Here is a 20,061-nt window from a genome sequence, read left to right as displayed (position 1 = left end):
CAACGCACAACGCCAAAGGACCCCAACACCATGGCTCTTATCACCGCGGACCGTGAACGGTTCCCCAACACCCCCTGGCAGCTTGTGGAAACACGCCACCAGCCGGGCAGCGCGGGCACCCTTGAGACGCTCTTTGCCCTGGGCAACGGCCATCTGGGCATCCGCGGCGCCCACTGGGCGGCCCCGGACGCAGACCTTCCGGGCAGCTTCATCAACGGCCTCCATGAGATCTGGGACATCAAGCATGCGGAGAACGCGTTCGGCTTCGCCCGGACCGGACAGCGGATCATCTACATCCCGGATGCGAACAACTTCACGGTGATCATCGACGGCGAGAGCCTCACCCTCGCCGAATCAGCCGTGCTGGACTACCGCCGCTCCGTCGACTTCGCCACCGGCATCTACGAATGCCGGGTCACCTGGCTGTGCCGGTCCGGTGCCACGGTGACCACCACCGAACGCCGCGCCGTGGGCTTCGCCTCACGCGGCAGCCTGGGCATCTCGCTCGAAGTAGCTTCGGACCGCGAGGTTTCCGCCGATGTGACGTCCTCCGTCATCAACCGCCAGGACCAGCCTGTGGAGGACCACTCGGCGCATGACCCGCGCCGGGCAGGCCGGCACGCAGGCCGGGTCCTGCTGCCGGTAAGGACCGACGGCGGCGACGGCTCGCTCCGTCTCTCCTGGGAAGCGGCTGAATCCGGGCAGCGCGTGGGAATCGCCGTGGACCACTGGACTTCCGCCGGCCACCAGCCCTTTGAGACCGTGGCAGGCGAAGACGACAGCAGCGTCCGGTACGTCCTTGCTGTCCGCGCCGACGAGCCGTTCCGGCTCGAAAAGAGCGTCAGCTATGCCGCCGGCCGCGGCGTCCAGGACTCGGAACGGGACGCGGCGGAGGCCGCCGAAGCCGGGCTCCGGTCTGTGGAGGACATCTTCACCGAGAGCCGCGAGCATTACCGCGCGTACTGGGACACCTCGGACATCGTGGTGGGCGGCCAGCCCGAGCTCCAGCAGGCCATCCGTTGGAACCTGTTCCAGCTGGCCCAGGCCACCGCACGGGCCGACATCGCCGGCATCCCCGCCAAGGGCGTCACGGGCTCGGGTTATGAGGGGCACTACTTCTGGGACCAGGAGGTCTACCTCCTGCCCTACCTCACCTACACGAACCCCGACGGCGCCCGCCAGGTCCTGGAGTTCCGGCACGACATGCTTCCGGCCGCCAAGATCCGGGCCAAGGAACTCAGCGTGGACGGCGCACTGTTCCCGTGGCGCACCATCAACGGCCTTGAAGCCAGCGCCTATTACGCCGCCGGCACCGCGCAGTTCCACATTGCAGCCGCCATCGCCTTCGCCACCAACCGCTACCTGTGGGCCAGCGGCGACGAAACCTTCCGCGAGGGTATGGGCGCCGAACTCCTGATCGAAACCGCCCGCATGTGGGCCGCCTTGGGCTTCTTCGGCAAGGACGGGGCCTTCCACATCCACGGCGTTACCGGTCCTGACGAATACACAGCGGTTGTCAACGACAACCTCTACACCAACGTGATGGCCCGCTTTAACCTGCGTGCGGCCGCGGCGCTGGACCACCCGGAGATCGACGACGCCGAACGCGAGCTGTGGGAGCAGGCCGCCAACCGCATCCACTTGCCCTTCGACGAAGACCTGCAGGTCTACTCGCAGGACAACGACTTCATGACCCTGGAGCCGTGGGACTGGACCACCCCCCGGTCCAAGTACCCGCTGCTGCTGAACTTCCACCCGCTGGTGATCTACCGGCACCAGGTGCTGAAGCAGGCAGACACGGTGCTGGCCATGTTCCTGCAGTGGCAGGATTTCTCCGCCGAGGAGAAGCGCCGCGCGTTCGATTTCTACGACCCCATCACCACCGGCGATTCCACCCTGTCCGCCTGCGTGCAGGGGATCATGGCCGCCGAGGTGGGGCACCCCGAAGCTGCCCTTAAGCACTTCACCAACGCCGTTTTCATCGACCTGGACGACACCCACGGCAACACCATCGACGGCGTGCACATCGCCTCCGCCGGGGGAGTCTGGAGCTCGCTGGTCTCCGGCTTTGCGGGGCTCCGGGACCAGGGCCACGTGCCGTTCTTCGATCCGCGGCTTCCGGCCGAGTGGGAGGCGCTGTCCTTCCACCTGAAGATCCAGGGCCGGCTGCTGCTGGTGGAGCTCGACGCCGGCGCACTCACGCTCAGCGTCCGCAGCGGCGGACCGCTGGACGTGGATGTCCGCGGCCAGGTGCACAGCATCGGCGAAGAAGCGCTCCGGGTTGCCCTGGACCCCTTTGAAGTTCCGGAACGTACTGTCTTCCCCAGCGGGCCCCCGACGGCGAGCCTCCCCATTGTGAGGTGAGGCACCTGTGAGGTGAGGCTCCCGCCTGGGGTGACGCGCCTGACGTGACTGCGCCGTCTCTGGTGACGGGGTGCGTCAGTCTCCTGCCGCCGTCGTGCGTTCCACCAAAACTGGCCTGTCCAGCGGGTGATCCAGTTCGTCGGCGGGCATCCGGGCGGCGATCATGGCGATCACCGCCAGGACCGGGCAGACGACGCCGGCGGCAAGGAAAATTGCCCAAATGGGGAAGACCTCGGCTGCCGGTCCGGCCAGTGCCATGGAGATGGGCATCAGCGCGAGGGACACAAAGAAGTCCAGGCTGGAGACCCGTCCCAGCAGGTGGCTGGGCACCCGTCGTTGCAGCAGCGTGCCCCAGATGACCATGCCCACGCTGCCGGTTGCCCCGAACACAAACATCGCGGCGGCCAAGGTCCAGAAGCTGTCCAGGATGCCGACGGCGGCCAGTGGCAGGCTGCCCGCACCCCAGGACACCATCATGACCGTGAGGTAGCGGCGCGGCAGTTTCAGGGACGCGGTCACCAGCGAGCCGACGGCCCCGCCCACGCCCATCACGGCGAGCAGGAAGCCGAACATGCTCGAGTCGCCGCCCAGCTGGTCGCGGACCACAAACGGCATCAGCACTTCGATGGGGCCAATCAGGAACAGCACCGATACGTAGGCACAAAGCAAGGTCCACAGCAGCCACGGCGTGCGGATGGTGTAGCTGATGCCCTCGCGGAGGTCATGGAAGAAGGACGTTTTCGCGGCGCCCGTTGCCCCGGCGTCTGCGTCTGCCCCGGCGCCCGTTGTCTCGGCGCCTCCGCGGTCAGCCCGGCCGTGAGCACCGTTCGCTGGCGCCTCCAGGGCATGGCGCCCCAGGAAATTCAGGACGATGAACGCCAGCAGGTGGCAGGTGGCCACTCCGGTCACGGCGTGCGACGGCGAGAGCGCCGCCACCACCACGCCCGCGACGGCGGGTCCGGCCGCCTGCTGGAGGATGGGCCGCATGGTCCCCTCCATGCCATTCGCGGCCAGCAGGTCTTCGGGCGGAAGAATCCGCGGCAGGATCGCTGAGTAGGCGGGGAAGAAGAACGCGGCGCCCACGCCCAGGACAAAGCTGCCCACGGCGAGGTGCCACAGCTGCAGCCACCCTGCCACGGCCAGCCCGCTGATCGCCGCGATAACGGCGAGGTTGACGCCTTCGACGGCAATGATGAGGAGCCGCTGCGGCACGCGGTCAGCGGCGATACCGCCCGCGAGGACAAACGCCACCAGGCCGATGCTGCCGGCAGTGGCCACCAGGGACAGTTCCAGCGGGCCGCCGCCGAGGTGGATCACCTGGTAGACCATGGCGACAGCCCACATTCCCGATCCGAAAATGGAGATGGCCAGCGCCGCTATGAGGACCCGGTACTCGCGGTGCGCAAAGGGCCGCAGGGCTTGGAGTGTGGGCATAGGGCAAGTCTAGGCTCGGCCGGTTTTGGCGGAACTCAACGGCGCGGGTCGGTTGGGGCCGGGACCGCTTAGTCTTAAGCACCCTTAGTGTTAAGGCAGAGCCGCAGCCAACACTGCCGGCGGACACATGCAGTACAGAAGCAGAGGTGACCATGGCCAAGCGCAGCAATCCCGCAGTACGTATCGCACAGGAGACCGCCCACAACGCGGTATTCGACGCCGACGGCAAGCCGAAACCCGGAGTCCACAACATGCTCCTCCGGGCAGTCGAAATCCAGCGGCCGCTGGTGCTCGCCTACGTCCGGCGGCTGCAACGCAAACACCCGCGCGCCAGCGCCGCCAGGCTCGCGGAGATCCTGGAACGCGACTACCTGCGGGCGGTGACCGGCGGCGGTGCGATCGTCGGGGCAACTGCCGTTGTGCCCGGCGTCGGAACTGTGGCCTCCCTGGGCCTCTCCGCCGTGGCTACAGTTGGCTTCCTCGAGGCCACGGCGCTCTATGCCACTTCGCTGGCGGAACTTCATGGCATCCGGCTGACCAACCCGGAAAAGGCCAGCACCATGGTCATGGCCATCATGCTGGGCGAAGAAGGCACTGCCCTGCTGGGAACGCTGAGCGGCCAGGCCATGGGCAAGGGAGCCAGCGCCACCCAGGCATGGGGCAACGTGCTGACCAAGTCCATGCCGTCGGGCTTCGGTGCCATTCGGAACAAGATCCAGAAGGCCTTCCTCAAGAACCTGCTCAAACGCCAGGGCACGGCGCTGCTTGGCCGGGCGCTTCCGTTCGGCATCGGCGCGGTGGTGGGCGGTGCCGGTAACCTCATAATGGGCCGCGCCGTGGTGGCTAACGCCAAGGAAGCCTTTGGCCCCATGCCGGACACCATCCCGGGGGAGCTCAGGGCCGTGGCGGCGGAACCGGAAAAACTTACTCTGGAAGGCAACAACCTTGGATCTTAACGCTGACCTCGGCGAATCGTTCGGCTCGTGGAACATGGGGGACGACGCCGCCATGTTCCGGCTGGTGACCAGCGCGAACGTGGCCTGCGGCTTCCACGCTGGGGATCCCGTCACCATGCTGGACAGCTGCCGCGCCGCCTTCGAACTTGATGTGACGGTTGGTGCGCACGTGGGGTACCGGGACCTGGCCGGCTTCGGCCGCCGGTCCCTGGACATGTCCTTCGATGAGCTGTTCGGTGACGTCCTTTACCAGCTGGGCGCGCTCGACGGCGTGGCGCACGCTGTCGGTGCCTCCGTTGACTACGTCAAACCCCACGGCGCCCTTTACAACCGCCTCGTCCACGACGCCGAGCAGGCGTCCGCCCTGGTTGCCGCCATCCAAGCCTACGACCCCGGCCTGCCGATCCTGGGACTGCCGGGCTCACAGCTGCTGCTCCAGGCCAAGGAAGCCGGCCACCCCGTCTTTGTGGAGGCCTTTGTGGACCGCGCCTACCAGGCCGACGGGACCTTGGTGCCGCGCTCCCAGCCGGGTGCTGTCCTGCACGACGTCGACTCGATCGTTGAGCGCGCAGTGCGGCTCGCGACGAAGGGCGAAGTTGTCGCCGTCGACGGCACGGTGGTTCAGGTCAGGCCCGACTCCCTGTGCATCCACGGCGACACCCCCGGGGCCGTGGAGATGGCCGCCGGTGTTCGCGCCGGGCTCGATGCGGCCGGCGTTCAGCTGGAGTCCTTCGCGTAGCAGCCAGCACCTAACGGCGCGAGACGGGAAGGCGCGGCTAACCGAAGACCAGGTGCGCCGCGCTGAAGATGACCAGCCCGGCCAGTGAGCCCACCACCGTGCCGTTGATCCGGATGAACTGCAGGTCCTTGCCCACCTGGAGTTCGATCTTCTGCGACGTTTCCTCGGCATCCCAGCGGGCCACGGTATCGGTGATCACTGCGGCGATGTCGGAGCGGTAGGTCCGCACCAGGTAACCGGCGGCGTCGCCGATCCAGGCGTTGACCTTGCCGGCCAGCTCGGCGTCGTTCACCAGGCGTGAGCCGAAATCGCGCACGGCCGCCTTGAACCGAACCGTCAGTTCACTCTCCGGATCGTCCACCGCAGACAACAGGGCGCCCTTCACGGTTCCCCAGGTGCGGGAGGCCAATTCGCGGACCTCTGGATCTCCCAGAACCTGTGCCTTGATGTCCTCGGCCCGGGCGATCATCGCGGGATCGTGCTGAAGGTCCTGCGCAAGGTCGTTCAGGTATTTGTCGATCTGCTGCCGGACCTGGTGGTTCGGATCGGACTGGACGGCGCGCGTGAACTTGAGGATCTCCACGTACACCTTGTCGCCCACCAGCCCGTCCACAAACTGCGGGACCCAGGTGGGGGAGCGGTCCGAGACCAGCCGGCTGACGGTTTCGTGGTTGTCGTCCACCCAGTCCGCGGCGCGGTCCACCAGCAGGTCCACCAGCTTGTGGTGGTGCCCGTCGGCAAAAATCCGCTCCGCCATCCTGCCTACGGGCGGTCCCCACGGCGGAGCCAGCAGGTGCTTACGCACCATTCCCTCGATGACCGCCTGGACGTCGTCGTCGTTCAACACCTTGAACGCACCGCGGATGACGGCGGCACCCTCCTTCGCCACCCGCTCGGCGCCACCCGGCCCGGCAAGCCATTGGCCGGCCTTCCGGGCGACGTTCACACTGGCCAGCTTGTCCTGGACCACCTGCTCGGACAGAAAGTTGGTCTCCACAAATTCACCCAGCGACGCCCCGATCTGGTCCTTGCGGCGCGGGATAATGGCGGTGTGCGGGATCTTGATTCCCATGGGGTACTTGAACAGCGCGGTGACGGCGAACCAGTCGGCCAGCGCGCCCACCATGCCGCCCTCAGCCGCGGCGCGGACGTACTGCAGCCACGGATACTCCTTCTGCAGCGCGAACGCGAACACAAAAATGATGGCCATGGCAATGAGGAGTCCCAGCGCCAGAAGCTTCATTTTCCGCAGCGCTGCCGCCTTTTCGGCGTCCCCTGCGCTGAGTTGATGACCGACGACGGCGGCGCCCGCCTGGGGGGGCCGCGGCGCTGGACCTGCGGGCCGGGGCGGGTCCTGGCGGGTAGTTGGCTGAGAGTTCACCTGCATGTGCCCAGCCTAGCCCCGCTCCGCCGGGCCGCGTCCGCTAGCGTGTCCTCATGACATTCGAGGAGTCTGAGCCGGAACGGCCACTGGTGTTTGCCCACCGGGGCGCCAGCGCGGCATTTGCCGAGCACACGCGCGCCGCTTACCTGCAGGCGATAGCCGACGGCGCAGACGGGGTTGAGTGCGATGTCCACCTCACCCGGGACCAGCACGCCGTCCTGCTCCATGACGCCAGCCTGGACCGGACTTCGGACGGAACCGGGCCCGTTGCGGACCGAACGCTGGCGGAGTTGCGGCAGCTGGACTTTTCGTCCTGGAAGGGCGCCAGGATTCCGGAGGAGTACGGCGCCCGGACTGAGCAGTTCCTCACCCTGCCGGAACTCCTAAAAATCCTGCGCGGCGTTGGCCGGCCCATCGGTCTGGCCATCGAGCTCAAGCACCCCAGTCCCTACCAGCTGAAACTGGAAGACCGTGTGCTGGACGTGCTCCGGGCAGAAGGCTGGGACGCCGGAACTTCGACGGTGAACAACGTCCGGGTGACGTTCATGAGTTTCAGCCCGGACTCGGTGAAGCATCTGCTCCGGAGCGTGCCCGCCGAATTCATCTGCCAGTTGGTAGACGACATCGACGTCGACGAACTCCGCGACGAACTGAGCCTGGGCCCCTTGGCTGGCGGCGCAATCGCCAATTTGATGAAGGCGGCGCAGCTGGAAGGCGAGCGCATCCTGGACGAGTGCGAGGTGGGACTCGCGGGGCCGGGAATCATGTACGTCCGCGAGCACGCCCGGACCGTTCAGCGCTGGCTGGAATCCGGCCGCCGCTTCCGCGTGTGGACTGTGGATTCGGAGCGGGATGTGGCGCTCTGCCAGGGGCTGGGGATCCACGAAATCACCACCAACAAACCTGCCAGTGTGCTGGCGCAGCTCCAACCGAGCGGGCAACAGGTCCAACTGCCCTCCTGAGCCGGAGCTGGTTAGCCGGTGTTGTCTAAGCTTCTGCTGTTTAGCCGCCGGGGCGGCGCTGTGATTGAGTGGACTCATGCCTTTTCGCTGGTCCGCCTGGGCCACCCAAACTGTCTCCGCGGCGGCCATGAGCGCGCTGCTGATGACCAGCGCCATGAAGCACTTCCGCGAGCCGCGGTTCTTCGAACAGGTGGTCCCTGATTACCTTTGCCGCGAGGCTCCAGGTGCTGTTGGCGAGTCGCCGGAGGGGAGTGAAGCACCAGCGCACGACGGCGGTAGGCGGCCCCTGGCGGTGATGTCACGCGAGGAATGGATTGCGGTGAGCGGACTGCTGGAGGCGGGTGCCGCCGTCGGCCTCCTGATCCCGGTGACGCGGCGGGCAACAGCCACCGCCGTGACGGCATTGTTCACGGTCTTCCTGGCCGGGCACGTGGACGCCCTTCGCCGCGCCCACGGCCCCACGGGCTCCACAACTCAGCGCAAAGTGCACACTGTCCGGCTGCCGCTTCAGCTGCCGTTGATCCTGTGGGCCTGGAGCCTGCGGAAACCGGGACGACGGCGATGAAGCTGCTAGCCTCCCCGGCCGTGCGGGTGGGAATCTCGATCAGCGTTGCAACGGGGCTTTACGGGATTTCCTTTGGCGCGCTGTCCGTCACCTCCGGACTTGATTTCTGGCAGACCATGGCGCTCAGCCTGCTGCTCTTCAGCGGCGGTTCCCAGTTCGCGTTCATCGGTGTGGTGGCGGGCGGAGGATCCGGTATTGCCGCCATGAGCGCAGCCACGTTGTTGGGCATGCGGAACGGCATCTACGGCATGCAGCTCAACGCCCTCCTGCATCCGACGGGCTGGCGGAAGTATGTTGCCGCGCAAGTCACCATCGACGAGTCGACGGCTACCAGCAGCGGGCAGACTGATCCTGATGAGCAACGCCGTGGTTTCTGGACGGCCGGCATCGGCATCTACATTCTCTGGAACCTGTTCACCGCCGTGGGTGCCCTCGCCGGAAGCGGGTTGGGCGATCCGAAACAGTGGGGCCTGGACGGTGCCGCCGTGGCCGCATTCCTGGCCCTGCTGTGGCCTCGGCTCAAGGGCCGGGAACCGGCGGCGATTGCGGTGGTGTGCGCCTTGGCCACGGTAGTAGCCGTACCGTTCGTTCCCGCGGGCGTGCCCATCCTGATCGCCGCCGTGGTCGCTGCGCTGATCGGCTGGTTCAGCCACGGACGCAGTGACGAAGGCTTGGAACCGGACGTGGATCCCTACGACGAGCACCACGGGCGCCGGGACAGAAACCGGGACACCCAACTGGCCGCACGTCGGGACAAGCATGGGGACGGCAACGGTCAGACGGGGCAGGCGGGCACATGAATCTCTGGATCTGGTTGTTGCTGGCGTGCGTCCTTGCCTACGCGTGGAAGCTGGTGGGCTATTTCGTCCCGGCTAAGCTGCTGAAGGACCCCCGGATGTCGCGTATTGCCGGCACCATGACCATCGGACTGCTGGCATCCCTGACCATTGTCAACACCGTGGCGTCCGGTCAGACGCTGGCCGCCGACGCGCGGCTGGGAGCCCTCGCCGCTGCAGCCCTCGCTTTGGCTTTCCGTGCGCCCTTCCTCGTGGTGGTTGTGGTGGGTGCCGGTGCTGCAGCCCTGCTGCGGCTGATCGGATGGAACTGACTGTCCATCGGATGAAACCGGCACCAAAACACTGGTGGTGCGGCTTACCTGCGTTGTAGCATAAGGCTGGCTATGCAGTTGGCCGTGGACTCTCGTGAGAGCGCTGACCATGGAAATAAGACTGCACCCAGCCGGTGCAAGACCCGGCAAGACTCGCCGTCCAGTACCTGGTGGTTGGCGCGCTGGGCTGCCCGTGAAGCGCTTTTTTACCCGGTTCCGGTCCTTGGCCGACCTGCCGCCAGAGGATTTGGATTTACTTTCCGAGCGTATAAGACTGGCCTTGGATCTCAGCCAGGAAACGAATATGACCGCCCTGCACGCGGCGGTTCGGGCCGAACTCCGAAACCGGGAAACGGAACCGGACGATTGATGGCCGGCCGGTGTATCGGCGTGAGGCGGTCGCTATGGCCTAAAGGAGTCACTTAGATGAACGAACAGCCAGAGCCCAACACCCCGGATCCCGATAGCGGAACCGACAACCCCCAGGCTTCGGACCCGAAGCCGCGGCCGGTGCACGACACCAGTGTCTCCGAATCGACGCGGGAACTGCGGGATACTTCCCGGCGCCGCCGCGACGCGGAGGAGAAGCTGCAGCAGCACCTGTTGGAGGCCAAGGAGCACGTGCCCCATCACTACGATCATGAGCCTCACAGGCACGGCCAGGAGCCTCCCGCGGCGGAGGAGAAAGGCAGCGCCGGGCCGCAGAAGAACACGCCCGAAAATAACCCCGGGGGCGACGCCAGCTGATTGGGTTCAGCGTCAGTCCGGCACCGCCACCCTCGTGGTCCGGGACGCAGGACGGTCAGGCGGATTGCTCATCCTCTGGCGTTCCGGTCCGACGGGCGCTTTCTTCGACGGCCAGCTCGTACCACGCTTGCGCACCGAACACCGGGGTGGGAGTGTCGAGGTTTTGGTAGAGGGCGTCCAGCAGATTGGCCAGTTCCTCCGCTGCCAGCGAAGGAAGGATCTTCACCGGGCCACGGGGGTCGTGGATGAGCCGGGACAAGTGCGTCTGGTTCATCGGCGGACGATCGCGTTGGAATGGCTGCGCTGGACGTATTTCATGATGCTCCTCTGAAGATTCAGAGGCTGGCTGCGTAACCTTACCTGAGTCTAATCCAACGTTTGGACACCAACAATGGGTCGCTCGCGGCTGTGCCGGCGCTTGCTCGGGCGGCGGGTGTCAGGTGAACTGTGGACCCTGTAGCTGCGGGGCGGGCAGCGGCACATGCGTGGGCAACGGGCGTTGGGGCCGTTCAATGCGGATTGCGTCCTCGATCAGTGCCAGCGGGCGGCGCCAGGCGTCGGAACCGGGCTCCATGGTGTCCACGACGCCGATCAGCATGGCGAGCAGGCGGAACATGTCAGTCATGGAAATATCCGAACGCAGGGTGCCTTGACCCTGGCCGCGGCCAAGCAGGACGCTCATGGAATCCATCAGCGAGCCGGTGATGCCGGTGAGGAGTTCGCGGCGTCCCGCAACGGCGCCCAGCAGGTTGGCATCAGCGCTGGCCGCGGCCATGATGGCCTCGAGGACGCGCAGCAGTCCCGCAGTTGCGTCGATGTCCGCCAACGCGTCCGCCATGACAGGGTCCACCGACTCCCGGAGCTGCCGGTTGAGGGCGGCCAGGACCAGCTCCTCCTTGTCGGCGAAGTTCCGGAACAGGGTGGCCGGGCCAACGCCTGCCGTCAGTGCGATGGTCTGGAGGGGAACCTCCGGCCCATGCTCGCGGAAGCACTGGCGCGCGGCCAGGATGATCTTGTCCACGTTCCGGGCAGCGTCTGCGCGTAGTGGCTTGCGGACGACAGCAATGCTCATTCGTTCAGGTTAGCAATGCCGCAGGCAGCCATCATGGTTACCGGAGGGTAGCCATCTATATGACGCTTCGCCAGCCTCGCGAGATCCGTTTCAGGGTTGGCTGCATGACAGACTTGCCCAATGTTGCTTGCATTTTCAGTCGCCCCGTCCGGTACGCCCGCCGGAGGATCCCGGCCCACTGACGCTTCAGTGCACGACGCCGTTGCGGCCGCCGTGCGGATCGTCCGGGAGTCGGGCCTGCCCAACCGGACGGACTCAATGTTCACCACCATCGAGGGCGAATGGGACGAGGTGTTCGACGTGGTTAAGCGCGCCACCGAGGCCGTGGGCAAGTTTGGCAGCCGCGTCTCATTGGTCATCAAGGCAGACATCCGGCCCGGCTATGAGGGCGAGCTCAGCGCCAAGGTGGACCGCCTCGAAGAGGCACTCTCAGACGGTTCCTAGGCCGTCACGCCAGGCAATCTATTGGCGCCGGCCGGTCGCCGCGGGCCCCGCCAATCCAAGGATGTGACGTCTCGGTGGGGCCAAAAGCCTGCTCCGCGTGACGCCCGCATTTACGTTCCCAGGCCCGTTCCGGGGACGTGTCCTAGACCGTCGGGCGCCTGCGTGCCAGACTGTGGCCATGTTTGAGCACAAGACCCAGCCAGGGTGGGTGGCCGTGGAAGACTTTCTCACAACTACAGTGGTGCATCCGGACGCTGCGCTCAAGCAGGCGGTGCGCTCCGCCGTTGACGCCGGGATGCCACCCATTGAAGTGACGCCCAGCGCCGGCAAACTGCTCAAGCTCCTGATCCAGGTGTCCGGAACCCGGCGTGTGCTGGAGATCGGTACGCTGGCCGGGTTCAGCACCATCTGGATGGCCCAGGGACTTCCCGACGGCGGCCGACTGGTGACGTGCGAATACCTCGCCAAACATGCGGACGTCGCCAAGGCGAATGTGGAGGCGGCGGGGCTGGCGGACAAAGTGGAGGTCCGCGTGGGCGCTGCCCTGGACACGTTGGCCGCGCTGGAGGCTGAGGGCCAGGAGCCGTTCGATTTTGTGTTCATCGACGCGGACAAGGAAAACGACGCCGCGTACCTCGAGTGGGCCGTGCGGTTGGGTAGGCCGGGAACCGTGGTGGTCCTGGATAACGCCGTCTGGGAGGGCGCGGTGCTGGATCCTTCCATGGACCAGATCAACGCCCCCGGGATCATCAGCGCCCTGGAACTGCTGGGCCAGCATCCTCAGCTCGACGCCACCGTGATCCAGACTGTCGGGTCCAAAGGCTGGGACGGGTTCGCGCTGGCACGCGTCCGCTGAGCGCACAGCGCCCCCGGCCATTCGTTAATTGCTAAGTATGCTTAGAATGATGTCCGGCCAATGCTCCGTCCCGAGCCGCCTGCACTGGAGGAACACGATGAAAGCGTCACCCACCCTTGCCAGCAACCTTCAGATGGTCCTCACGGACCTGATTGAACTCCACCTCCAGGCCAAACAGGCCCACTGGAACCTCGTGGGCACCAACTTCCGAGACCTTCACCTGCAGCTGGACGAGATCATCGCCAGTGTCCGGCTGTTTGCCGACCAGACGGCGGAGCGGATGCGGGCACTGCATGCCTTGCCCGACGGGCGGAGCCAGACCGTAGCCGCAGACACACGCCTTGATGAGCTCACCGGCGGGCTGATTTCCACGAAGGACGCCGTCAAACTGGTCACGGCCAGGCTGGAGCGGACGGTGAAGACCATGCGGGACGTCCACGATGAGGTGGACGAAGAGGATCCCACCAGCGCCGACTTGCTGCATGCCGGCATCGAACGCCTGGAACAGCTGGCGTGGATGGTCAACGCGGAAACCATGACGCCGTCCGCCGCCGTCACGGAACCGGCGGCAAAGTAGGTCGGGCCGGAGAAACGCCAGAATGTCTGCATCGTCCCACCGGCCTGTCCGCATGGTCTCAACTCAATCGGAACTGGCTTGGACAGTTCCCCTGCTCGACTCCGTGGCCTCCGCGGCAGGCGACGTCCCCGCGCTGCTGTCTTTGGCCCGGGATGCGGGAGGCAACTGGCCGCAGCCAGGGGGCGGGCATACTGCCCATCTCTGGGAGCTGCTCGCTTCCGTATCCGCCGTGGACGTTGCCGCCGGCCGTGTTTTTGAACCGCATTTGGATGCCCAAGCGATCCTTGCCCAGGCAGGGAACTATCGGGCGGGCCACGATCCGGCCGACCGCGCGGGGGCATGGGGAGTGTTTGCCGCCGAAGGCCCGGGGCTTCGCCTCGAGGCCAAGACCGGCGACGCCGGAATTCTCTTACGCGGGTCCAAGCCGTGGTGTTCACTGGCGGCGCTCCTGGACCGGGCCGTTATCACTGCCCACACAGAAACCGGCGGACGAGCCGCCTTTGCTGTGGACCTCCGGCATCCGGGCGTGACGTGTGACGAGCCGGTATGGGTGGCCCGCGGGCTGCGGGAGATTCCCAGCGGTACGGTCCATTTCAGCCAAGTGCCCGCACAGCAGCTGGGCAGCGACGGCTGGTATTTCAGCCGGCCCGGTTTTGCCTGGGGTGGCATGGGGGTAGCTGCCTGTTGGCTCGGGGGCGCCGTGGGCGTGGCGCGGGATTACAAAGATTCCTTGGCCGCCGCCGCCCGGTCCGGCCGCGAACCTGACCAGATTGCCCTGGCTGCCCTGGGCGAAACAGACAGGATCCTCACCGCCGCGCTCCAGGACCTGGCGCGAACGGCAACTGTTATTGACGACGGCGGCCTGTCTACCGGGGAAGATGCACCGGAGACCGGAGGCCGCAGCCCGGAAGCCAGGGAAGACCCCCGGAAGGCAGGGGCGCACACGGGGGCGGACCGGAGCGCGTGGAGCGAAGCGTTACGTGTACGTGGAACCGTAGCGGCCGCCGTCGAACGCGTCCTGTCCCTGGTCAGCCGGAACCGGGGACCGGCGCCGCTGGCATTCGACGAACCGTATGCCAAGCGCATGGCGGACCTGGCGCTGTACGTGCGCCAGCACCATGCCATGCGGGACGATGCGCAGCTGGGAAAACTGACGCTGAAGGGGGAACATTTGTGGTGACTTTCTCGCACACGGACCAGGGGACTGCCGAGGCTCGTTGGGCGGCGAGCGGGCTCGCCGCGATAGCGGAGTTGCCGTTGGGGCAGAATGAATTGGCTGCCATGCGGTTCGTGGTGCTGGCTGCACACCCTGACGACGAGACCCTGGGCGCCGGGGGCCTGCTGGCGCTGCTGCACTCGCTGGGCGCCGACGTCGAGGTGCTGCTGTGCACGGCGGGGGAGGGTTCGCACCCGGACTCGGCGACAACCACGCCTGAACAGCTCGCCGCCGTCCGGCTTGAGGAGTTTGCGGCGGCGATGCGAGTCCTGGGGCTGGCCGGACGCTGGCGCTTCCTCGGGTTGCCGGACAGGGGCCTGCAAGAACTGGCGCCGGAAATCGCCGGCCGGCTGCGCGAGGCCATTGGCCGACTCGCCGGCCCACCGCAGCAGCTGGCAATTGTGGCCCCTTACCGGGATGACGGGCACGCGGACCACAACGCCCTCGGCGCGGTGGCCGCGGACGTCGCCGGCGAAGGTGGGCACGGCCTGCTGGAGTATCCCATCTGGTACTGGCTGTGGGCCTCCCCGGAGGACCCTGCCTGGCGGTCCTGGGCGCGCGTTCCGCTACGTACTGAACAGCAGGCGGCGAAGAGATCCGCCATGGACTCACACACGAGCCAGATGCGTCCGCTGTCGGGGCTGGCCGGAGACGAAGTGCTCCTCGGCGAGGGGCTGCTGCAACATTTCAGGCGCTCTTTTGAGACATTCGCCTGGACGCCGCCCGGGGCCCACCTGGTCCAATCCCCTCCCCATTCCAGCGCGGACGCGCAACGGATCTTCGACGCCGTGCACGCGAAGTCCGATGACCCCTGGGCGTACACCACCAGCTGGTACGAGCGGCGCAAGCGCACCCTCACCCTCGCCGCGCTGCCCCAGGAGACCTACCTTTCTGGCCTGGAAATCGGCTGCTCCATCGGAACATTGACCGCCGAACTGGCCACCAGATGCACCAGCCTGCTTGCCGTGGATGCCAGCGGTACCGCGATTGAGCTTGCGGCCCGCCGTCTCGCGCCGTTTCCCGGCGTCTGCACGCGGCAGTTGACGCTCCCTGCCGACTGGCCCGGGGGCCGCTTCGACCTCGTGGTGGTCTCGGAGGTGGGCTACTACCTGTCGGCGGCAGAGTTTGACCTGCTCCTGCAGCGGATCCAGGAATCGATGGCGCCGGGCGGCACGCTGCTGCTGTGCCACTGGCGGCACCCGGTTTCCGGATGGGAGCTCGACGGCGACTCGGTCCACGCGCTGGCCCGGAACCGGCTGCGGTGGCCCACCGCCGGTCTGTACCAGGAACGCGATTTTGTGCTGGAAACGCTCGTAGCTCCCGCCGATGCCGGCGATCCCGGACCTCCGGTGTCCTGAGGTGGGCGGGATCGAGCAGGTTGCCGCGGTCATTCCGGTCCATAACGAGGAACCGCACCTGGCACGTGCGCTGGCAGCGCTCAGTAGCGCAGCTGATGCGCTGCAGCATAGCCAACCGGACATCGACGTCGCCATCGTGGTGGTTTTGGACGCCTGCACGGACGGCTCGGGCTCCGTGGCGGCGCGGTTTGCAGCGGCGGATCGCCGCATCACCCTGCTGCCGGTCGCGTTCCGCAGCGTGGGGAGGAGCCGGCGGGCAGGGATCAACCTGCTCCTCGCAGGACGCTGGCCGGACCGTGCGCGGGCGGGCCGCGTGCTGGCCACCGAACGGGTGTGGCTGGCCAATACAGACGCCGATTCCTGGGTACCGGAAAACTGGCTCCTCCGTCAGGTGGAACTGGCTGACCGCGGCGCCGATGCGGTCTTGGGAACGGTGGAACCGGATCCGGCGGGGATGGACGGCGAACTCCTGCGGCGCTGGCACGTCCGGCATCCGCTGGGGGAGGACCATCCCCATGTGTACGGTGCGAATTTTGGGGTACGGGCCTCGGCCTACATTCGTGCTGGTGGCTTTCCCCGCCAGCGCTCGCATGAGGACCGGGCACTGGCGGCACAGCTACGCCGCCACGGGTACCGCATTACTTCCACGGACGCGGTCCGGGTTGTGACCTCCGGGCGGACCGAGGCCCGGGCGCCGCAGGGATTCGGCGCGTATCTGCTGTCCCTTGGCATGGAATCCGCCGTGGCGTTCGAACGCTGAGGAAGCAGGAACGGTGGAACCACATGGACGCTGCGCAGCAAACACAATGAGGGGGCCGACGACGACTGGGGGGACTGGCCTCGGTCTCAGAAGAGGCCACCTCGCCGCCGACCCCGCCTGACACCCGGGACGTCACGGCCCCGGGAAACCTGAAAGAATCTGCTGGTATTGATTTTCCTCCAAGTGGGGTGCCCTGCCTAGTCCCGCGTGGCGGTGTCCCGTTCCGACTGCTCAGCGCCGTTCCGGTGGCGCTCACGCAGCTCGCGGCCGCGCCGGATGTCGTCCTCTTCCTGCTCTTGCATCTTCTCGCTCCTCTTGGTGTCCCGCGGCGGCAGTTGGATGGTCTCCTCGGCCTCGATTCCGGCCTGGAGCTGCCGTCCCCGCTCCATCTCGGCGTCGAACTCTGCCCCGAACAGCAGCGACATGTTCAGGATCCACAGCCAGAGCAGCATAACGATCACACCGCCGAGCGCACCGTACGTTTTGTTGTAATTGCCGAAGTTGGCCACATAGACAGCGAAGCCGAGCGAGGCCAGCAGGAACACCACCAAGGCGATAAACGAGCCGATGCTCATCCACCGGAACCTGGGCTGCCTCACGTTCGGCGTGGCGTAGTAAAGCACGGCGATGATAGCCATGACCAGGGCCACGATCACGGGCCATTTCGCGATGTTCCAGACAGTGAGGAACGCGTCGCTGAGCCCGATGGCCCCGCCGACTGCCTCCGAGACCGGTCCACTCAGCACCAGCATGCCGGCAAGGACGGCCACCGTGACCACTGCCAGCAACGTCACGGCCAGCATGGTCCCGCGCAGCTTCAGGAAGGGGCGGCCCTCATCCACTTCGTAGATGCGGTTCATGGCCCGGCCGAACGCTCCGACGTAACCGGACGCTGACCACAGCGCGGTTGCGAGGCCGATGAACAGTGTCAGCCCGGCGGCAGGCGCGGCGGCCAGCTCCTGCACGGGCCCGCTGACGGTGTTCACCGTGTCCGCAGGCGCGATGCCCCGGACGATTTCGAGCAGGGCCGAGGTGGTCTTTTCCGCATCGCCGAAAAGGCCGACCAGCGAAACCAGTGCCAGCAACGCCGGGAAAAGTGAAAGCACGGCGTAGTAGGTCAGGGCTGCCGCCAGGTCGGGGCATTGGTCCTTGCTGAATTCCCTGAACGTCTTTTTGGCGATGTACTGCCACGACGGTTTGGTGACGTCGGTGGGGCTGTCCGGTTTCCGGGAATCATCGGGTGCCGGAGCACTGCCCGCTTTGGCGGTGCTGGTTTCGGGTGAGTCATGAGCGGCCATGGGGTGTCCTCCCGGGGTTGGAAAAAGGAGCGGGCCGGTTCCGCCGGGGGAGGCGGAACCGGCCTGTCTGTGCGCTGTACTCGTAAGGTTTTGGCGCCCTCAGGGGCTGTCGCCGTTACGTGTTCTGCACATTCTCCCTCGCGTCCGCGGCACGGTCTTTGACGTCCTCTGCCGCAACCTGGCCTTCTGTCTTGACGTGCTCGGCGGCGTCGGCTGCTGTGGCCTTGACGTTCTCCATGGCTTCCCGCACCGGTTCCTTCAAGCCCTCAGCGATCTCCTTAGCGGCCTCGGTCAGCTCGGTGGTCAACGGTTCGGCGGCGGACTTGAGGGCATCCGCTGCTTCGCGTTCCTTCTCGCTCGCCGGGATCAGTGATGACAAAAGCAGGCCGGCGCCGAACGCGATGAGCCCAGCAGCAAGCGGGTTGCCCTGCGTCTTGGCCTTCACCTGGTGCGGAGCGTCACCAATGGCAGCACCCGCTTCGCTGAGGGCGTTGCCTGCACTGTCGGTGCGGGCGTGGGCGCCACCGTGCACGCGGCTGGTGACGTCGTCGGCTGTTCCCATGACTTTCTCCTTCACTCCGAACACGGCGTCCTTGACCTTGTCTGTCTGACGATGGACGATGTTCGACGGCGTCACTTTGTCTGCCACCGCGTCCACGTTCGAGCCCAGGCGGGCACGGGTTGCCTCAATATCTGAACGGATAACGTCCGGGTTGTCGCTCATGGTTTTACCTCACCGGGTTTTAGGGTTGGGGGAATTTCCTGGAGTGTTTCAGCGGTTTGGGGCATGCCCTTTACAGTTTTGAGCTCCCTGCGGCCCACGGACGCCAGCACTGCGGCGATGACGCCCCAGATGACAGCGACGACGACGGCGGACCAGCCGAGTCCCATCAGCTCGCCTAGCGCGATCCAGAGGGCGATCGACAGGAACAGGAGCACGAAATGGCCAGCTACGCCGGCGCCGGCCAGCATGCCACCTCCCCGGCCTGCCTTGCTGGCGGATTCCTTGAGTTCGGCCTTGGCAAGCTCCACTTCCTGGCGCATCAGCGTGGACAGGTCGCGCGTCACCTCGCCGAGCAGGTCACCCAACGACGTGTTGTCCGCCTTAGCGTGCGCCGCCGACGGGGGAGGCGCAGGTATCTGGCTGCTCATCAGAGCCTGCCAGCCTGGCCGTCTGCGGAGCGGTCCCGGGTCAAGGGGTCGTTGGCCATAGGATCGTCGGCGAAAGCGCCATCCCGCAAGGGATCGTCGTCGCGGCGCTCATCAGACCACTCCTCGGCGAGTTGTGGGCTGTCCAACGGGCTGGCGGGACGCGAAGGGTCCCCGTAGCTGCTCCCTGGCGCACCGCCGTCGAACCCTGCCATGGTGGTGGCCGGGCCGGGCAACTGCACCGGCGGGGGCGGGACAGTGCCACCGGCCGACGGCGTGTAGCCACCGGGGCCGGAGCCGTACGGGCCGCCTGTGCCAGGGTAATTCGACGCGGACTCGGGTGCGCCGGCGCTCAGGCTGCGGCTGAGCCGGCCGGCAAGGATGCCTGCCCCGGCAGCCAGAAGCAGGAATGTCCCCGGGCGCTGCCGGGCGAAGCCCTTGACCTCGTTCAGGAGCGATCCCGGGTCCCTTCCGTCCAGCCAGGTGGCGACGGACGAGGAACGTTCCGCCGCCTGGCGGACCAGGTCAGTAGCCACTCCGGGCTGGTCGGACGCCTGCGCCATGGCGTGCAGTTCGTCCGACACTGACCGGAGGCCGCTGGCTACCTTCTGCTGCTGCGTGCTGGCCTGTTGGGTGAGGTCATGGCGGGCCTGCTGCAGGAGGTCCTTGGCGTTCGCCTTGGCCTCTGATGCGACGTTGGCTGCTTCCGACTTGGTGGTTTCCGCCACGCTCTGGGCGGAATCCGCCACGGTCCGCGCCACATCTCCGGCTTCTTCTTTGGCTGCATCCGTGCGGGAGGTCCCGTACGTATCACCCGTCTGCGGCGCTGCTGTGGGTAACGTGCTTGGGAACGTACTTGGCTCACGTTCTCCTGTGGTTGCGCGGGTGGCCGGTGGAGCCGCGTAAGCCGGATCCTCGGGCCATTGGTTCTCTGTCATCTTCGCTCTCTCTTTCCAAAGAAGGCCGGTTGTTGATCAAGAACCAGCGATACTGGCCGTAAAATAGTAAGCATGGTTACTAATGAAAGGTAAGTACCCTTTGTAACTGAATTCAAACGGGTTCGGATCGTTTG

22 protein-coding genes are annotated in these 20,061 nt (G+C 66.4%); 14 read left to right on the top strand and 8 right to left on the bottom strand.

Going from position 1 to position 20,061, the window contains the following annotated elements; translation table 11 throughout:
• The first annotated feature begins 30 nt into the window (after positions 1-30).
• Positions 31-2,364, top strand: a complete 2,334-nt coding sequence (locus ACVWY0_RS07815; protein WP_485836180.1) for a glycoside hydrolase family 65 protein — start codon at positions 31-33, stop codon at positions 2,362-2,364.
• Positions 2,365-2,439: 75 nt separating this feature from the next.
• Here the strand turns inward: ACVWY0_RS07815 and ACVWY0_RS07810 are convergent, their stop codons facing one another.
• Entirely contained in the window at positions 2,440-3,798 is a 1,359-nt protein-coding gene (locus ACVWY0_RS07810) for an MFS transporter (protein WP_485836179.1), read from the bottom strand.
• A gap of 152 nt (positions 3,799-3,950) precedes the next feature.
• Between ACVWY0_RS07810 and ACVWY0_RS07805 the strand changes: the two genes are divergently transcribed.
• Positions 3,951-4,754 carry a hypothetical protein gene (locus ACVWY0_RS07805; protein WP_485836222.1) on the top strand — a complete coding sequence of 268 codons (804 nt, stop codon included), beginning with the start codon at positions 3,951-3,953 and terminating at the stop codon, positions 4,752-4,754.
• Positions 4,744-5,493 carry a LamB/YcsF family protein gene (locus ACVWY0_RS07800; RefSeq protein WP_485836178.1) on the top strand — a complete coding sequence of 250 codons (750 nt, stop codon included), beginning with the start codon at positions 4,744-4,746 and terminating at the stop codon, positions 5,491-5,493. Before ACVWY0_RS07805 ends, ACVWY0_RS07800 begins: the two co-directional genes overlap by 11 nt.
• A gap of 37 nt (positions 5,494-5,530) precedes the next feature.
• Here the strand turns inward: ACVWY0_RS07800 and ACVWY0_RS07795 are convergent, their stop codons facing one another.
• A complete protein-coding gene (locus ACVWY0_RS07795) occupies positions 5,531-6,880 on the bottom strand; it encodes a DUF445 domain-containing protein (RefSeq protein WP_485836177.1) in 1,350 nt (449 codons plus the stop codon).
• A gap of 50 nt (positions 6,881-6,930) precedes the next feature.
• Between ACVWY0_RS07795 and ACVWY0_RS07790 the strand changes: the two genes are divergently transcribed.
• The 5 genes from ACVWY0_RS07790 (at position 6,931) to ACVWY0_RS07770 (ending at position 10,259) form a co-directional block, all read left to right on the top strand.
• The gene (locus ACVWY0_RS07790; RefSeq protein ID WP_485836176.1) at positions 6,931-7,839 is read left to right on the top strand and encodes a glycerophosphodiester phosphodiesterase; all 909 of its coding nucleotides are present in this window, start codon (positions 6,931-6,933) and stop codon (positions 7,837-7,839) included.
• Between the two features lie 76 nt (positions 7,840-7,915).
• On the top strand, positions 7,916-8,404 hold the full coding sequence (locus tag ACVWY0_RS07785) for a DoxX family protein (protein WP_485836175.1): 489 nt from the start codon (positions 7,916-7,918) through the stop codon (positions 8,402-8,404).
• Positions 8,401-9,204, top strand: coding sequence for an AzlC family ABC transporter permease (locus ACVWY0_RS07780; protein WP_485836174.1), 804 nt, complete (start codon positions 8,401-8,403; stop codon positions 9,202-9,204). The genes ACVWY0_RS07785 and ACVWY0_RS07780 overlap by 4 nt, the downstream gene beginning before the upstream one ends.
• The gene (locus tag ACVWY0_RS07775; protein ID WP_485836173.1) at positions 9,201-9,512 is read left to right on the top strand and encodes an AzlD domain-containing protein; all 312 of its coding nucleotides are present in this window, start codon (positions 9,201-9,203) and stop codon (positions 9,510-9,512) included. Before ACVWY0_RS07780 ends, ACVWY0_RS07775 begins: the two co-directional genes overlap by 4 nt.
• A 426-nt stretch (positions 9,513-9,938) precedes the next feature.
• Positions 9,939-10,259, top strand: a complete 321-nt coding sequence (locus tag ACVWY0_RS07770) for a hypothetical protein (protein ID WP_485836172.1) — start codon at positions 9,939-9,941, stop codon at positions 10,257-10,259.
• Positions 10,260-10,314: 55 nt separating this feature from the next.
• Here ACVWY0_RS07770 and ACVWY0_RS07765 read toward each other — a convergent pair whose 3' ends face one another.
• Both ACVWY0_RS07765 and ACVWY0_RS07760 read right to left on the bottom strand, forming a co-directional pair.
• Complete coding sequence (locus tag ACVWY0_RS07765) at positions 10,315-10,533, bottom strand: hypothetical protein (protein WP_485836171.1); 219 nt, start codon at positions 10,531-10,533, stop codon at positions 10,315-10,317.
• Between the two features lie 162 nt (positions 10,534-10,695).
• Positions 10,696-11,331, bottom strand: a complete 636-nt coding sequence (locus ACVWY0_RS07760; RefSeq protein WP_485836170.1) for a TetR/AcrR family transcriptional regulator — start codon at positions 11,329-11,331, stop codon at positions 10,696-10,698.
• Positions 11,332-11,451: 120 nt separating this feature from the next.
• Between ACVWY0_RS07760 and ACVWY0_RS07755 the strand changes: the two genes are divergently transcribed.
• The 6 genes from ACVWY0_RS07755 (at position 11,452) to ACVWY0_RS07730 (ending at position 16,542) form a co-directional block, all read left to right on the top strand.
• Entirely contained in the window at positions 11,452-11,775 is a 324-nt protein-coding gene (locus ACVWY0_RS07755) for a thiamine-binding protein (protein ID WP_485836169.1), read from the top strand.
• Between the two features lie 178 nt (positions 11,776-11,953).
• Positions 11,954-12,631 carry an O-methyltransferase gene (locus ACVWY0_RS07750; RefSeq protein ID WP_485836168.1) on the top strand — a complete coding sequence of 226 codons (678 nt, stop codon included), beginning with the start codon at positions 11,954-11,956 and terminating at the stop codon, positions 12,629-12,631.
• A gap of 97 nt (positions 12,632-12,728) precedes the next feature.
• Positions 12,729-13,208, top strand: a complete 480-nt coding sequence (locus ACVWY0_RS07745) for a Dps family protein (RefSeq protein ID WP_485836167.1) — start codon at positions 12,729-12,731, stop codon at positions 13,206-13,208.
• 22 nt (positions 13,209-13,230) lie between these two features.
• Positions 13,231-14,388 (top strand): acyl-CoA dehydrogenase family protein, encoded by a 1,158-nt coding sequence (locus ACVWY0_RS07740; protein WP_485836166.1) that lies wholly within the window; start codon positions 13,231-13,233, stop codon positions 14,386-14,388.
• Positions 14,382-15,782 (top strand): PIG-L family deacetylase, encoded by a 1,401-nt coding sequence (locus tag ACVWY0_RS07735; RefSeq protein WP_485836165.1) that lies wholly within the window; start codon positions 14,382-14,384, stop codon positions 15,780-15,782. Before ACVWY0_RS07740 ends, ACVWY0_RS07735 begins: the two co-directional genes overlap by 7 nt.
• Positions 15,751-16,542, top strand: coding sequence for a glycosyltransferase family 2 protein (locus ACVWY0_RS07730; protein WP_485836164.1), 792 nt, complete (start codon positions 15,751-15,753; stop codon positions 16,540-16,542). The genes ACVWY0_RS07735 and ACVWY0_RS07730 overlap by 32 nt, the downstream gene beginning before the upstream one ends.
• Before the next feature lie 197 nt (positions 16,543-16,739).
• Here ACVWY0_RS07730 and ACVWY0_RS07725 read toward each other — a convergent pair whose 3' ends face one another.
• The 4 genes from ACVWY0_RS07725 to ACVWY0_RS07710 form a co-directional block, all read right to left on the bottom strand.
• The gene (locus tag ACVWY0_RS07725) at positions 16,740-17,840 is read right to left on the bottom strand and encodes a YihY/virulence factor BrkB family protein (protein ID WP_485836163.1); all 1,101 of its coding nucleotides are present in this window, start codon (positions 17,838-17,840) and stop codon (positions 16,740-16,742) included.
• A gap of 115 nt (positions 17,841-17,955) precedes the next feature.
• A complete protein-coding gene (locus ACVWY0_RS07720) occupies positions 17,956-18,564 on the bottom strand; it encodes a DUF3618 domain-containing protein (RefSeq protein ID WP_485836162.1) in 609 nt (202 codons plus the stop codon).
• Positions 18,561-18,992 carry a phage holin family protein gene (locus ACVWY0_RS07715; protein ID WP_485836161.1) on the bottom strand — a complete coding sequence of 144 codons (432 nt, stop codon included), beginning with the start codon at positions 18,990-18,992 and terminating at the stop codon, positions 18,561-18,563. The genes ACVWY0_RS07720 and ACVWY0_RS07715 overlap by 4 nt, the downstream gene beginning before the upstream one ends.
• Positions 18,992-19,927, bottom strand: coding sequence for a hypothetical protein (locus tag ACVWY0_RS07710; RefSeq protein WP_485836160.1), 936 nt, complete (start codon positions 19,925-19,927; stop codon positions 18,992-18,994). Before ACVWY0_RS07710 ends, ACVWY0_RS07715 begins: the two co-directional genes overlap by 1 nt.
• Between the last annotated feature and the right edge of the window lie 134 nt (positions 19,928-20,061).

The organism is Arthrobacter sp. UYNi723 (assembly GCF_054057635.1).
The sequence above is the reverse complement of the archived record's forward strand: the minus strand, read 5'-3'. Positions and strand labels throughout refer to the sequence as shown.

Coding starts and splice junctions, on each gene's coding strand:
- ACVWY0_RS07730 (WP_485836164.1), top strand. CDS start 15,751: ATGCCGGCGATCCCGGACCTCCGGTGTCCTGAGGTGGGCGGGATCGAG.
- ACVWY0_RS07750 (WP_485836168.1), top strand. CDS start 11,954: ATGTTTGAGCACAAGACCCAGCCAGGGTGGGTGGCCGTGGAAGACTTT.
- ACVWY0_RS07775 (WP_485836173.1), top strand. CDS start 9,201: ATGAATCTCTGGATCTGGTTGTTGCTGGCGTGCGTCCTTGCCTACGCG.
- ACVWY0_RS07720 (WP_485836162.1), bottom strand. CDS start 18,564: ATGAGCGACAACCCGGACGTTATCCGTTCAGATATTGAGGCAACCCGT.
- ACVWY0_RS07780 (WP_485836174.1), top strand. CDS start 8,401: ATGAAGCTGCTAGCCTCCCCGGCCGTGCGGGTGGGAATCTCGATCAGC.
- ACVWY0_RS07745 (WP_485836167.1), top strand. CDS start 12,729: ATGAAAGCGTCACCCACCCTTGCCAGCAACCTTCAGATGGTCCTCACG.
- ACVWY0_RS07810 (WP_485836179.1), bottom strand. CDS start 3,798: ATGCCCACACTCCAAGCCCTGCGGCCCTTTGCGCACCGCGAGTACCGG.
- ACVWY0_RS07710 (WP_485836160.1), bottom strand. CDS start 19,927: ATGACAGAGAACCAATGGCCCGAGGATCCGGCTTACGCGGCTCCACCG.
- ACVWY0_RS07760 (WP_485836170.1), bottom strand. CDS start 11,331: ATGAGCATTGCTGTCGTCCGCAAGCCACTACGCGCAGACGCTGCCCGG.
- ACVWY0_RS07755 (WP_485836169.1), top strand. CDS start 11,452: ATGTTGCTTGCATTTTCAGTCGCCCCGTCCGGTACGCCCGCCGGAGGA.
- ACVWY0_RS07715 (WP_485836161.1), bottom strand. CDS start 18,992: ATGAGCAGCCAGATACCTGCGCCTCCCCCGTCGGCGGCGCACGCTAAG.
- ACVWY0_RS07815 (WP_485836180.1), top strand. CDS start 31: ATGGCTCTTATCACCGCGGACCGTGAACGGTTCCCCAACACCCCCTGG.
- ACVWY0_RS07805 (WP_485836222.1), top strand. CDS start 3,951: ATGGCCAAGCGCAGCAATCCCGCAGTACGTATCGCACAGGAGACCGCC.
- ACVWY0_RS07765 (WP_485836171.1), bottom strand. CDS start 10,533: ATGAACCAGACGCACTTGTCCCGGCTCATCCACGACCCCCGTGGCCCG.
- ACVWY0_RS07795 (WP_485836177.1), bottom strand. CDS start 6,880: ATGCAGGTGAACTCTCAGCCAACTACCCGCCAGGACCCGCCCCGGCCC.
- ACVWY0_RS07770 (WP_485836172.1), top strand. CDS start 9,939: ATGAACGAACAGCCAGAGCCCAACACCCCGGATCCCGATAGCGGAACC.
- ACVWY0_RS07740 (WP_485836166.1), top strand. CDS start 13,231: ATGTCTGCATCGTCCCACCGGCCTGTCCGCATGGTCTCAACTCAATCG.
- ACVWY0_RS07725 (WP_485836163.1), bottom strand. CDS start 17,840: ATGGCCGCTCATGACTCACCCGAAACCAGCACCGCCAAAGCGGGCAGT.
- ACVWY0_RS07785 (WP_485836175.1), top strand. CDS start 7,916: ATGCCTTTTCGCTGGTCCGCCTGGGCCACCCAAACTGTCTCCGCGGCG.
- ACVWY0_RS07790 (WP_485836176.1), top strand. CDS start 6,931: ATGACATTCGAGGAGTCTGAGCCGGAACGGCCACTGGTGTTTGCCCAC.